The sequence below is a fragment of the Hydrogenophaga sp. genome, assembly GCF_026125785.1.
Taxonomy (GTDB): Bacteria; Pseudomonadota; Gammaproteobacteria; order Burkholderiales; family Burkholderiaceae_C; genus Hydrogenophaga.
The window spans coordinates 118,816-132,234 of the sequence record NZ_JAHCKL010000008.1 but is presented as its reverse complement, the minus strand read 5'-3'; the positions used below and the strand labels follow the sequence as shown (position 1 = coordinate 132,234).

General features: G+C 65.4%; 11 protein-coding genes. All 11 read right to left on the bottom strand.

Translation table 11 applies throughout. The annotated features are described in order from the left end of the window. Window positions 1-9: 9 nt before the first annotated feature. Window positions 10-996: a formylglycine-generating enzyme family protein gene (locus KIT53_RS10475; RefSeq protein WP_297751729.1), complete on the bottom strand. Its 987-nt coding sequence runs from the start codon at window positions 994-996 to the stop codon at window positions 10-12. 908 nt (window positions 997-1,904) lie between these two features. Continuing rightward, window positions 1,905-3,182 carry an ATP-binding protein gene (locus KIT53_RS10470; protein ID WP_297751726.1) on the bottom strand — a complete coding sequence of 426 codons (1,278 nt, stop codon included), beginning with the start codon at window positions 3,180-3,182 and terminating at the stop codon, window positions 1,905-1,907. A gap of 265 nt (window positions 3,183-3,447) precedes the next feature. Further along, window positions 3,448-3,873: an NYN domain-containing protein gene (locus tag KIT53_RS10465; RefSeq protein WP_297751723.1), complete on the bottom strand. Its 426-nt coding sequence runs from the start codon at window positions 3,871-3,873 to the stop codon at window positions 3,448-3,450. Between the two features lie 388 nt (window positions 3,874-4,261). Beyond that, the gene (locus KIT53_RS10460; protein ID WP_297751720.1) at window positions 4,262-5,128 is read right to left on the bottom strand and encodes an alpha/beta hydrolase; all 867 of its coding nucleotides are present in this window, start codon (window positions 5,126-5,128) and stop codon (window positions 4,262-4,264) included. Continuing rightward, window positions 5,125-6,231 (bottom strand): branched-chain amino acid ABC transporter permease, encoded by a 1,107-nt coding sequence (locus tag KIT53_RS10455; RefSeq protein ID WP_297751717.1) that lies wholly within the window; start codon window positions 6,229-6,231, stop codon window positions 5,125-5,127. The genes KIT53_RS10460 and KIT53_RS10455 overlap by 4 nt, the downstream gene beginning before the upstream one ends. A 469-nt stretch (window positions 6,232-6,700) precedes the next feature. Next, the gene (locus KIT53_RS10450; protein WP_297751714.1) at window positions 6,701-7,690 is read right to left on the bottom strand and encodes a branched-chain amino acid ABC transporter permease; all 990 of its coding nucleotides are present in this window, start codon (window positions 7,688-7,690) and stop codon (window positions 6,701-6,703) included. Continuing rightward, window positions 7,687-8,424, bottom strand: a complete 738-nt coding sequence (locus tag KIT53_RS10445) for an ABC transporter ATP-binding protein (protein WP_297751711.1) — start codon at window positions 8,422-8,424, stop codon at window positions 7,687-7,689. The genes KIT53_RS10450 and KIT53_RS10445 overlap by 4 nt, the downstream gene beginning before the upstream one ends. Then, a complete protein-coding gene (locus tag KIT53_RS10440; RefSeq protein ID WP_297751708.1) occupies window positions 8,421-9,191 on the bottom strand; it encodes an ABC transporter ATP-binding protein in 771 nt (256 codons plus the stop codon). The genes KIT53_RS10445 and KIT53_RS10440 overlap by 4 nt, the downstream gene beginning before the upstream one ends. A gap of 104 nt (window positions 9,192-9,295) precedes the next feature. Then, the gene (locus tag KIT53_RS10435; protein WP_297751705.1) at window positions 9,296-10,492 is read right to left on the bottom strand and encodes a substrate-binding domain-containing protein; all 1,197 of its coding nucleotides are present in this window, start codon (window positions 10,490-10,492) and stop codon (window positions 9,296-9,298) included. Window positions 10,493-10,646: 154 nt separating this feature from the next. Beyond that, entirely contained in the window at window positions 10,647-12,137 is a 1,491-nt protein-coding gene (locus KIT53_RS10430) for a sigma 54-interacting transcriptional regulator (RefSeq protein WP_297751702.1), read from the bottom strand. Further along, window positions 12,134-13,384, bottom strand: a complete 1,251-nt coding sequence (locus tag KIT53_RS10425) for an MFS transporter (RefSeq protein ID WP_297751699.1) — start codon at window positions 13,382-13,384, stop codon at window positions 12,134-12,136. The genes KIT53_RS10430 and KIT53_RS10425 overlap by 4 nt, the downstream gene beginning before the upstream one ends. Between the last annotated feature and the right edge of the window lie 35 nt (window positions 13,385-13,419).

Sequence of the window (13,419 nt, the reverse complement as noted above, 5' to 3'; positions counted from 1 at the left end):
GCGCAGCCCTCAGGGCGCCGGCAGCTCGCGCACCAGCCGTATGCCCACCAGCGTGTAGCGCGTCTGCACCGTGTTCCAGTTGCGGAAAGCGCAGCGCGTGTACAGCGGCCAGGTGTGCCAGGAGCCGCCCCGGCGCACCTTCACGTTGCCCTCCGCCGGCCCCTGGGGGTCGTCCACGGGCGAACGCGCGTAGTAGTCCTCCCCGTACCAGTCAGACACCCACTCCCACACGTTGCCATGCAGGTCATGCAGGCCAAAGGCGTTCGGCGCGTACGAGCCCACCGGCGCGGTGAACGCGTGGCCGTCGCGGCCGGGCACCGCGCGCTCGCGCCAGGCCGGCCAGCTCTCTGCGGCCTGCTCATCAAAGGTATTGCCCACGCGCGTCAGGCCGGCGGGGTCGTCGCCATGCTGGTACCGGCCACGCCCACCCGCGCGGCAGGCGTACTCCCACTCCGCCTCCGTGGGCAGGCGGTAGGTGCGCCCCTCCTGCTGAGACAGCCAGCGCGCCAGCGCCACCGCGTCGTTCCAGGTGACGTTGACGACCGGGTGATCGTCCCCCTGCGCGAAGCCCGGGTTCTCCCACGAATACTTCACCGAACGGCCCTCGAACGCATCGCCCCGGCTGCTCGTCGCCGGATCGTAGGCCGCGTTGTAGCCATAGCCCCCGGTGCCGTCCGCCACCGACTCGGGCACATGGCCCGAGCGCCGCAGAAAGGCCCGGAACTGCCCCACCGTCACCTCGTGCCGGCTCATTTCAAAGGCCTTCGTGATGCGAACACGGTGCACCGGCGCTTCGTCCGACAGGCCTTCGAAACGCGAACGCTCCAGCCCCGGGTAGGCCTTCTCCAGCGTTTCGGGCGACTCATCGCTGCCCATCTGGAACTCGCCAGCGGGCACACGCACGAAAGCGATGCCCAGGGAGTCGGTGGATACCACCGGCGAAGAGGCACAAGCGGCCAGCAACGCTGCCGCCAGCACAGAGACGTGGTGTTTCATCAACGGCCTGTCGCAGAGTCCAGGAAGGCGCCATTGTGCCGCTGCGCCCGCTTCGCCCACGGCGAAGCCTCAGGCCCCAGGGGACCGCCGCGCTACGGCGCAGGCATTCACTGGGTCAATACAGGCCGTTGGGGGAGTTGCGTAAACAGTTCGGGGTTGGATCGCAACCTATGGAGTTGCAACTGCTGGGCAATTCGCTGGGGAGTGCTCCGGCATAGTGATTCGAGGAATGGCGGGTTGAGACTGGCCAAAGACATTCGCCGTCATCGCCCGGTCGGCAGTTCTGCGCCCAAAGCGGGTGCTGGGCCGGCCCGGGGAAGTGGCCTATTAACGTGGAGCTAACCGGGTGACGGTGGCAGGCCACCAAAACCGAGCCGCAAACAATGTACCGCATACCCGCGGCCTGGGCATGGTGGCCTACCGTTGGCATTCATGTTGAGCGCGGCGTTAGGCCTCGCTAGTACGCGGCTAATTCAAGCCCATCGTCAAAATTGCCTCGAAGGACAGATTACGGCCGTCGGTCTTCACCTTCAGCGGTGCACGAAATGCCTTAGCCATACGTTGTTTCAAGCGCTGAACCTTCGTATCGACGCTCGGGTACCTGTTGCAAATGATCAGTCCGGCAACTCGCAAATCGGTTAGGCCGTTATCTCGCATGTAGCGTAAAGCACTCTCAATTTGAAGAGCAGCGTGATCCACATCCGAGCCTTTGAGTTCCACAGCAACGCGACCGACACCTGGCTTCTCAACTATCCAGTCGCAAGCGACTTTGCCCTTGACAGTGCACCCATCGAAACGAATCAGACGAAATTGGGACCTGCTAGGGTTCAAAAACACTGCAGATGTACTTTTCGGATCTGATACTTTGACATTCGATGCCTGTGTAGATGAGCATCATTTTTCAGGAATCATTCGGTGAACTCTAAGTCCAGCAGATTGGAGAACTCCTGCCCGATTTCACCGGATATGGAGTCAAGATAGTCGGCTGCAATCAGGCCATCGTCGTCAACTATGTCGTGGAGGACTCCATCCACTATGGCGTACGCCCGAGCATCACCGGGGTTGATGCGACAGACCTCAGAAATAAGACCGTTCAATCGTTGCAATTTATCGGCGCGCAATGTGGTCGCAAGTGCACCGGCCTTGATAAGATTGTTTATCTTGCTCAAGACATACGGGCTATGGGTTGTAATCGCCAATCTTCGGAGACTGGACGGTCCGTTTATCAAAGCCGCCAAGCGCTGTACCAAAGCGCTCTGAGCGCTAGGAAAAAGATGCGCTTCAGGCTCTTCAATGTAGAGCAGATGCGAGCGTTGTCGAGATCTCGAGGTCACGCGCGCGACGCTTGAAAGCGCCAAGACAAGAGGGAGCAACTCCTGCTGTCCCGACGAGAGTGCGGAAAACGGGACGATCCGGCCATCGATTGACTTAAGCGCTGGCCGATCGCCTTCCCAAATAATCGCACCACCAAGGATAGTTCCAAGTTGTTCCTCAACTTGAGACGCGCCGCGCCGCATTGAGAAGAAGCGAAGTTCTTCTTGAAATGAACTGTAAAGTCGGCCGAATTGAATCGTAACAGGATCAAGCGTTCGGCCTTGGTCAAAAGCCAGAAACGCCCGACCAAGGGTTGTGAAGAATGAGCGACCGGCGGGAATAAATGTCTGGTAAGAGACAAAGTCCGCGCCAATCTCCTCTTGCAAGATCTTAGTCGCGGCTTCGCGAACCTCATAACCCAGTTCGACATCGACGAAGTGCGCCTGACTGTTACGGCGCGAGGCCTTTTGACGTAGGGATTTTGTCAGTTCGGACGTTCGCTTGTAATGTTCCTTGACAAGTGGTGAGGTCCAAAGCCTTAGATTGTTCCTAATAGACTCATCATAGGAGGTGCGCGTAAGTCGAAGTTTGTACTCACCCAACTCGAACTCGATCTTGAACTTGTTATTGCCCCAAGCTGCAACCGGAAACCAGTCTGAGAACAAGCCTTTAATGTCTTCGGCAAAAGCCTCAAAGGATTTTTGTTCCAGTAGTCTTTCGTACTGCTCCGAGATTAGATCCAGAAAGAAGTAAGCGAGCTTTGATAGGACGCTCTTTCCGCTCGCCTGGGGCCCGATCAAAACGGTAAGTCGGCCAAAAGTGAGATCGGCTTTCTTAATACAGGAGAAGTCCTCAACCTTAATTCGCATCATTTCTGGCGCTTTCGATGATACTTGGTACTACGTGAGATTGTAGACCGCTGACCGGTCGCAGCCTGAGAGATGTAGGGGGCGGAGTATGTTCCTGCGAGGCTTAACCAATACGCTCGGCGGGCGGCGAAGCCGTACTCTAGAGCAAAAGGCTCGACGCCGCTCTGCGCTGACGGCAGCAGCACCGGCATTGTGAATGACCGCCTAGGCCAGGAGCGGTCCCCCGCATGTCCGGACTGACCGCCTGCAACCGCTGCAAACCAGCCCCTCAGCCCGCCCTCACCCCTTCAATCGTCTCCGTAAACACAAACCCATTGCAAGCTGCCACAAACGCCTTCGGCGTCTGCCTTCCGCCAAAGCCATAGACGCGCAGGCCTTCGCGGCGTATGCGGATGGCCAGGGGGGTGAAGTCGCTGTCGGATGAGACGATGCAGAAGCCGTCGAGCTGGCCCATGTAGAGGAGGTCCATGGCGTCGAGGCTCAGGGCCATGTCGGCGGCGTTTTTGCCTTGGGTGTAGTTGAAGAGCTGGACGGCTTCTATGGCGTTGCGGTTCAGCAGTTGCCTGAAGCGGCGCATGCCGGGGCGGGACCAGTCGGCGTAGGCGCGCTTCACGGCCAGGACGCCGTAGCAGGCGGCGCGCAAAAGAATGGGACGGGTCAGTGTGTGGGACGCGTTTTCGGCGTCGATCAGCACGGCGAGGTTTCTTTGCTTGTGCAACCGGCTGGGCATGCGGCACTCCCTGTTCGTCTGGGTTTGCCGCCGCCACTTTTGAAGAGTGGCGGCGGCCCGAACGGGCTGAGAACCGGGCATCCCACGGGAACCGGCAGACCCTCGCGGGTCTCCCGTCCGAGCCGCCATAAACATGGGAGCACGAACGACAAAGGCCGCTGTCCTTGTCGGTTCAAACGGCCTTCGCCGTGGGATTCGGGTTCTCAGGCCCGGCTCACCTTTTTCGTGAGCGGGCGGACTGTAACCCAGGCATCGCACGGCCAGATACCGCCTCAGGGTATCAAACCGCCGTTTGAGCCGCAAATGGCCCCAATACGGCTCATTTGTTGAGCCGTATTTTTCAGAAAGCGGCTCAGTGCCCCGCCAGGAAGCGCTGCACCAGTTCGAACTGTTCGGGCACGTTGAGCGCGGGCGCATGGCCGCAGCCGGCGATGGTGACGACGAGCGCGCGCGGGCCGCGGTCGCGCATGGCTTCGGCGGTGTCGGCCAGCAGCAGGTCGGACTCGGCGCCGCGCAGGCAGAGCACGGGGATGTCGATGCGGTCGTAGACCGGCCAGAGGTCGTAGTCGTGCGGGTGGTCGGTGAACTGGCGCACCATGGCGGGGTCGTAGTGCGGGGTCACGCGGCCGTCGGGCAGGCGGCGGGTGGAGCTTTCGGTGAGCAGGCGCCACTGCGCGTCGCTCAGGTAGCCGTAGGGCTGGTAGACGGTGCGGAAGTACTGCTCCAGTTCGCTCACGGTGTCGAAGGCAGCGGGGTTGCCGGCGTAGGTGCGGATGCGCTGGACGGCGGCGTCGGCGAGCTTGGGGCCGATGTCGTTGAGCACCAGGCGTTCGATGCGGCCCTGCAGCGGGCCGCCGGCGCACACCATGCCGATGGCGCCGCCCATGGAGGTGCCAACCCAGTGGAAGCGCTTGAGCGCGAGCTGGTCCACCAGCGCGGTGGCGATGCGGCTGTAGAAGTCCAGGCAGTACTCGGCTTCGGGCCGTGGACTCCACTGGGAGAGGCCCCGGCCGATGGTGTCGGGGCAGATGACGCGCCAGCCCTGGGCGCTGAGGTGCGCGGCCAGCGGGTCCATGTCGCGCCCGGTGCGCGCCAGGCCGTGCCAGGCCACCACCACGGGGCCGCTGGGGTGGGCGGGCTCCCAGTCCATGTAGTGGATCTCACGGCCGGCGCAGTGGAGGTAGCGCGAGCGCGGCGTGACCGGTGCGTGGGTTTTCATGGGGCGTTCCCCTTCTTCATGCGGGCCAGGGCGGTCCGCTCCCTGAGCTTGCCGACGATGCCGGTGGGAAAGTAGTAGACCGAGAGCACGAAGAGCAGGCCGAGCCAGAGCAGCCAGCGGTCGGGCGTGAGCAGCGCGGGCAGCAGGGGGATGCCTTCGGTGGCGCTGCCGGCCAGGCGCAGCAGGTCTTGCAGGTAGCTCTGCGCCACCAGGAAGAGCACGCTGCCGATGAGCGCGCCGTAGAGCGTGCCCATGCCGCCAATGACGACGATGAGCAGGATGTCCAGCATGATCTCGAAGGACAGCGAGGTGTCGGGCCCGTTGTAGCGCAGCCAGAGCGCGAGCAGGCAGCCGGCCAGCGTGGCGAAGGACGCGGAGAGCACGTTGGAGAGCGTGCGGTAGACCACGGTGCGGTAGCCCAGCGCCTCGGCGCGGAAGTCGTTCTCGCGGATGGCCTGCAGCACGCGGCCGAAGGGCGAGTTCACGATGCGCAGGATGGTGAGGAAGATGGCGGTGACCGCGAGGAAGATCAGGTAGTAGGTGATGAGCCGGCCGTTGAGGTCGACCTCGCCCAGCGGCGTCTGCAAGGGCTCTTCGGTCAGGGAGAAGCCGGGCGAAAGCAGTTCGGGCACGCGGAAGGTGAGCCCGTCTTCGCCACCGGTGAAGTCCGAGAGCTGCGAGGCCAGGGTGAGGAAGGCCGAGGCCACGGCGAGCGTGATCATGGCGAAGAAGATCGCCTTGACGCGCAGCGAGAACAGGCCGATGAGCAGCGAGAGCACGAGCGAGATGGCCAGCGCGGCCAGCACGCCGACGGCGATCGCGCCCCAGGAGGGCGACTCGGCCGCGTTGAGCGCGATGGCCACGCCGTAGGCCCCGATGCCGAAGAACATGGTGTGCGCGAAGCTGACGATGCCGGTGTAGCCCAGCAACAGGTCGAAGCTGGCAACCAGCACCACGAAGATCAGCACCTTGGCCGCCACGTTGAGCGCTTTGACGCCGGGGAAGAGAAACGGCGCGAAGGCCAGGCCGAGGAACAGCACCACCAGCAGCACGCTGAGCCAGCGGCTGCGCGGCAGGTCGTTGGAGAGGAGTCTGGCTAGCATGGGAAGCGTCCTTTGCGGTGCGCGATGAAAGTGCCCTTCACACGGGGCCGGCTGGTGGGTGCTTGCCGGCGAACATGGCAAGAGGGCTTCGACAAGCTCAGCCCGAACGGAGGGAACAAGCTCAGCCCGCGCGGAGGGAACAAACTCAGTCCGAGCGGGGGGAGATTCGGTTCGAACGGGACGGGACCAAGCCAGCATGGGTTACCGCTGATTTCGAACAGAGGATGAAAAAACCCCCGCCCGCCCCACCTCCGTTCGCCCTGAGCCTGTCGAAGGGCCCGCACACAATGGTCTACCCCCAGGCAAGGGCTGATGGCAACCGGAGCATGGCCGAGCCGGAGCAGAAGAGGAGCCCCCCCCCCCCCGCCCCACCTCCGTTCGCCCTGAGCCAGTCGAAGGGCTCGCACAGCGAGGCGCCGCCCGGACGGTGGGTGATAGGGCTGATGGATCGGCATGACGCGATTCCCTTTCACCGGTTCGTCACCGGGTACACGCCCTGCGGACGCCACAGCAGGATCGCCACCATCAGCGCGATGTTGGAGAACAGAGCTACCTTGGGCACGAGGAAGCCGGTGTAGTTGGCCATGAGGCCGACCAGCAGTGCGCCGATGAGCGCGCCCAGTGTGGAGCCCAGGCCGCCGATGATGATGACGATGAAGATGAGCACGTTGACCTGCGCGCCCATCTGGGGAATCACGCTTTGCTGGTACAGGCCCCACATGACGCCGCCCAGGCCGGCCAGGGCGCTGCCGACGACGAACACGCCGATGAAGAGCTGGCGGATGCGGTAGCCCAGCGACTCGACCATTTCGCGGTCCTGCACGCCGGCGCGCACGAGCAGGCCGACCTTGGTGCGGTTGAGCGTCCAGACCATGGCGGCGAACACGGCCGCGCCCACCAGCACGGCCAGCAGGCGGTACTTCTCCACCGCGGCGTCGCCGAAGATGAAGGAGCCGCGCAGCGCCTCGGGCAGTGGCAGCGCGATCTGCTCTGGGCCCCAGATCACCTTGATGAGTTCCTCGCCGATGATCATGCCGCCCATGGTGATGAGGATCTGCTTGAGGTGCATGCCGTACACGGGGCGGATGATCACGCGCTCGAACACCCAGCCCAGCGCGCCGGCCACGGCCATGGCCGCCAGCATGGCGGGCAGCAGCGCCACCAGGTTGAGCCAGAGGCTGTCGGCGCCGGTGTAGTGGCCCATGGCGCCAAGCACGGTGGTGGCCACGAAGGCGCCCAGCGCGATGAACACGCCATGCCCGAAATTGAGCACGTCCATGAGGCCGAAGACCAGCGTGAGGCCGGAGGCGATGATGAAGATGATCATGCCCATGGCCAGGCCCGCCACCGTGAGCGTGAGCCAGGTGGATGGGCTGCCCACCGCCGGCAGCGCGGCCAGCGCGAGCACGGGCACCAGGGCCAGCGGCTTCCAGTCGAGTTCCTTGAGGGTGGTGGTCATTGGTGCGCTCCCAGGGAAAGGCCGAGCAGCTTCGCTTGCAGGGTTTCGTCGGCGGCCAGTTCGGCCATGGAGCCGCTGTGCACCACGCGGCCGTCGTCCATCACGGCCACGCTGTCGCCCAGCTGGCGCGCGAAGTTGAAGTTCTGCTCCACCAGCAGGATGGTGGTCTTGGCGGCCTTGAGTTCGCGGAAGGCCGCGATCATGTTCTGGATGATGGCCGGCGCCAGGCCCTTGCTGGGTTCGTCGATCAGCAGCAGCTTGCGCGGCTCGACGATGGCGCGCGAGACGGCCAGCATCTGCTTCTGCCCGCCGCTGAGCTTGCCGGCCGGGTGCAGCCAGAACTTCTTCATGGCCGGGAAGAGGCCGAAGATCCATTCCAGGCGCTGGGTGTCGATGTCGTCCAGCGTGCGCGCGCCGCGCGCGGCCAGCAGCATGTTCTCGCGCACGCTCAGGTCGGCGAAGATGCCCATGCTCTCGGGCACATAGGCCACGCCGCTCTGGGCAATGTCGGGCGTGGGCCGCTGGGTGATGTCCACGCCGTCGAGCGTCACCGAGCCCTGGCTGGCGTGCCACAGGCCCATGATGGTGCGCAGCGTGGTGGTCTTGCCCGCGCCGTTGCGACCCAGCAGCATGGTGAGCTGGTTGGCCGGCACGGCCAGGTCCACGCCGTGCAGGATGTGGTACGCCCCGATGTGCGTATGCACCCCTTTCAGGGTGAGCAGGTTCTCGCTCATGCGCTGGCCTCCTCTTCTTTGTCTTCCGGGTTGACACCCAGGTAGGCCTGCTGCACCACCGGCGAGGCGATGACGGTGGCGGGGTCGCCGTCGGCCACGAGTTCACCGTTGTGCAGCACGATGATGCGGTCGGAGAGTTCGCGCACCACGTCCATCTTGTGCTCGACCAGCAGGATGGTCTTGCTGCGGTCTTCCTTGAGCCTGCGGATGAGGTTGAGGATCACCGGCACCTCGTCCACGCTCATGCCGGCGGTGGGTTCGTCGAACATGAAGACCTGCGGCTCCAGCGCCATGAGAATGCCCACCTCCAGCTTGCGCTGGTCGCCATGCGGCAGGCTCGCGGCCAGCGCGTCGCGCTTGTCGGCCAGGGCCACCAGTTCCAGCACTTCCTCGGCGCGCTGCAGCAGGTCGCGCCGGTCGCTCCAGATGCGCCAGAGGTTCAGGCCGGCACCTGCCCTGGCCTGCACCGCCAGGCGCACGTTCTCCAGCACGCTGAGGTTGGGGAACAGGTTGGTGAGCTGGAACGCCCGACCCAGACCGGCCTTGGCGCGCGCGGGCGCTCCCAGTTCCGAGATGTCCTGGCCACCCAGCCGCACGCGCCCGGCACTGGCCTTGATCTGCCCGGAGATCAGGTTGAAGTAGGTGGTCTTGCCCGCGCCGTTGGGGCCGACGATGGCGGTAAGCGTGCCTGGCGCGAACGCGCAGGACACAGCCTTCACCGCCACGTGCCCGCCAAAGCGGACCGTGAGATCTTGGGTTTCAAGCATGGGGGCGGTGCGCCGAGGCGCACTCCGGTTGGGTGTTGGGCGTTGAGCGCTGGGTGTCTGGCGTGACGGGCGCTCGACGCCGCACGCCCGACGCCCAACCTCCTTCAGCGCTTGTTCCGGATCGGAATGTTCAATTCCTCAGGCTTGATCTCGCGCACCAGTTCCGGCACGCCCCAGGCAAAGGCCGGGTCGACCTTGATCTTGAAGTGGTACATGCTCTGCATGGCCTGGTGGTCTTCCTTGCGGAAGGTCATGGTGCCCTTGGGGGTGTCGAAGCTCATGCCTTCCATGGTCTGGATGAGCTTGTTGGTGTTGGTGTCGCCGTTGGTCTTCTTGAGCGCGGTCACCACGGCCATGGCGGCGGAGAAGCCACCAGCGGTGAAGAAGTCCGGCGGTGCCTTGAACTGCTTGTAGTGCTCGGCCACCATGGCGTCGTTCACCGGGTTCTTGGGGATGCCGAAGTAGTAGTACAGCGCGCCTTCCATGCCGGGGAACTGCTTGTAGGCGACCATGGCCGGCAGGATGTTGCCGCCGGTGGCGAGCTTGATGCCGTAGCGCTTCTCCAGGTCCATCTCGGCGATCTTGGGGAATGGCGTGGGCGCACCCGACCAGCCCACCGAGATGTACTTGTTGCCGGGCTGGTCCTTGAGCTTGTCGACGATGCGCAGCAGGCCGGCGGTGAAGTCGGTGGTGCCCACGGGCAGGTACTCTTCGTGGACGATCTTGGCCTTCTTGATGTATTCCTTGGCGGCCTTCACGCCGTCGCGGCCAAAGGCGTTGTCGTTGGCGAGCATGGCCACCACGTTGCCGGGCTGGTCCAGGGCCACCGCGTTGGCGGCCGCATCCTGGCTGCTGTTGCGGCCGGTGCGGAAGATGTACTTGTTCCACTTGTCGCCGGTGATGGAGTCGGCCACGGCGGGCTCCACCAGCAGGATCTTCTTGTATTCCTCGGCCACGGGCAGCATGGCCAGCGCCACCGGCGAAGCGGTGGGGCCGATGGCGAGGTCCACCTTGTCGTCGGCATAGGCGGCGGCCAGCAGGCTCTTGCCCACGTCGGGCTTGCCCTGGTCGTCCTTCTCGATCACGACGATCTTCTTGCCGCCCACCATCATGGTGCCGCCGGTGGCGTAGCTCAGGCCCATCATCAGGCCGGCCTGGGTCTGCTTGGCGTAGGCCTCCAGCGGGCCGGTCTTGCTGTGGATGTGGGCGATGCGGATTTCGCCCTTGTTGGACTGGGCCATGGCCAGCGAGGCCGTGCAGGCGAGCGCGATGACCGCGAGGCGGCGGGTGAGGTGAGTCATGTCTTGTCTCCTGGTTGGAACGGTCACAGCGCGGCGCGCCGTGGCCTGACTTTGCAGACTTCGTGCCAACGCTCTTCGCCGTTGATTTCAAAGGCTTTTTTGGTGGCCCATGCCGCCATCGTCTGAAATTCAGACGGCTGGAATTGTCTGAAATTCAGACGACCGTCTGGTTTTCAGACAGCATGCCCATGGCCGCCAGCCGGTCGTACAGGCTGGCGCGGGAGATGCCGAGCAGGCGCGCGGCGGCGGTGCGGTTGCCGTCGGTGCGGGCCAGCGCCTGCTGGATGGCGCGCCGCTCCAGTTCGGCGATCTGCTCGGGCAACGGGCGCAGCAGGGCTTCGCCCAAGGGACCGCCGGCATCATCGGCGCGCGGTGAAGCGCGCGTGGGCGCCAGCGCAGGCAGACCGGCTTCGCGCAGGACGAGTTCCACCTGCGCGGCGCCGATGTGGGGCGAGTCGCTGCGCAGGGCCAGTTGCTCCAGCACATTGCGCAGCTCGCGGATGTTGCCGCGCCAGGGCTGCGCCGCCAGCAGGGCCTGCGCATCGGCGCCGAGTTCGAGCTGCGCGCCACCACCGCGCGCGGCGATGTCCTCGCACAGCGCCTCGATCAGCAGCGTGATGTCGTCGCGGCGCTCGCGCAGCGGCGGCACACGGATGGGCAGCACGTTGAGGCGGTAATACAGGTCTTCGCGGAAGCTGCCTTCGCGCACCATCTGCTGGAGATCCCGCGAGGTGGCGGCCACCACGCGCACGTCGAAACGCACCAGCTTGTTGGAACCCAGCGGCTCGATCTCGCCTTCCTGCAGCGCACGCAGCAGCTTGACCTGCACCGACATGGGCATGTCGCCCAGTTCGTCCAGGAACAGCGTGCCACCGTCGGCGATGCGGAACTTGCCGTCGCGCCCTTTCTTGTCGGCCCCGGTGAAGGCGCCCGGCGCCACCCCGAAGAATTCGGCCTCCAGCAGCGTGTCGGGCACGGCCGCCATGTTCACGCTCACGAACGGGCGGCCCGCGCGCGGCGAGGCCGCGTGGATGGCATGGGCCAGCAGTTCCTTGCCGGTGCCCGTCTCGCCAAGCAGCAGCACCGGGCTGGCCGATTGCGCCGCGCGGCGCGCCTGGCGCTTGACCTCCAGCGCGGCGGTGCTGCTGCCCACGAAGCTGGCAAAGGTGTACTTGCTGCGGCGCTGGCTCGCCAGTTCGCGGCGCGCCTCGTTCAGGTCCTGCTCCAGGCGCGCGAACTTGCTGATCAGGGGCTGCAGCGTGGTTTCGGGATGGTCGAAGAGCACGATGCCCAGCACGCCGATGACCTCGCCCGCGTCGTCGCGCAGGGGGATGCGGCTGACCACGAAGGTGCCGGCGCGGTTGGTGAGCAGGTCGATCAGGATGGGCTTGCCCGTGGCCAGCACCTGGTGCATCTGCGTGTTGTGCACCACGCTGGAAACCGGGTGGCCGACGAAGTCTTCTTCCCGTTCGAAGCCGAGCGCCGGCAGGAAGCGGCGGTACTGGTCGTTGATCCACACCACCCTGCCCTCGCGGTCCACCAGCATCATGCCTTCGCTGGCGTTGGCGAACAGGTCGAACATGGACCTCGCGGTCAGTTCGAGGATGCTTTGCGCATCGCGCGGCAGGCGATCGTCGTGGCTCATGGCCGGATGGTACCCCCAGCCGGTATGCGCTCCCCGGGCCAGACGCGGATGGCGATGGACAGCACCGCAAAGGTCGAGGCCAGCACGACGACCCCCGGCCAGCCGAAGTGGGCGAACAGGCCCCCGGCCAGTGCCGAGCCCAGCGACATGCCGCTGAACATGGCAACGAACAGCACGGCGTTGAGGCGGCTGCGGGCGGCCGGCTCGGCACCATAGATCAGCGTCTGGTTGGAGATGAGCGCGCCCTGGAAACCCAGGTCAAAGCCGACCACCGCGACCACCACCAGCACAAGTTGCGCGTCGCGCGGCAACCAGGGCGCCAGTCCCATGGACGCGAACGACACCAGTGCAATACCGCTGCCCAGCAGGGCGACGCGGTGCGGACCCCGGCGGTCCGCCAGGCGGCCGAACAGCGGTGCCGACAGCGCGGCGGCCGCGCCTGCGATGCCGAACGCCCCCACCGCGCCGCTGCCGAGGTGGAACGGTGCGCCCGACAGCCAGAGCGCCAGCGAGGACCACACGGCACTGAAACCGACACCCAGCGCCGCCTGCGACAGCGCCGCGCGGCGCACCGCCGGGTGGCGTTGCCACAGGCCCAGCAGCGACGCCATCAGCGCGCCATACGGCAGCGTGGTGGTGGGCTGAAAACGCGGCAGGCCACGCCACAGCGCGACACCCAGAACCGCCACCAGCAACGCGGCGAGCAGGAAGACCGCGCGCCAACCGAGGTGCTCGGCGGTCAAGCCGCTGACCACGCGCGACAGCAGGATGCCCAGCAGCAGGCCGGTCATGACCGAACCCACCGCCTGGCCACGGCGGGCGTCGGGCGCCAGGGTGGCGGCCGCGGGCACGATGTCCTGCGCCACCGTGGCGGCCAGACCAATGCCCAGGCTGGCCGCCATCAGCCAGCCAATGGAAGGAGCCAGCGCGCCGCACAGCAGCGCCGCCACCAGCAGCCCGCACTTGAGGACGATCAGCGTGCGGCGGTCGTGCCGGTCACCCAGTGGCGCGGTCAGCAGGATGCCCAGCGCATAACCCAGCTGGGTGAGCATGGGCACCAGGCCCAGGGCCTGCGCGCCCGCACCGGTTTGTGCGCCCAGCAGGCCCAGCAGCGGCTGGCTGTAGTACAGGGACGCCACCGAGAGCCCCGCGCCACTGGCCAGCAGCAGCACGAGCGAGGGTGGCAGGGCTTGGTCGCCCGCCGTGGCACCGAGGCCTGAAACATGCGTTTTTTGAATGAGTGACATGGTGATTGGAGATTCGGAATGCGTGGAGCAGGAGT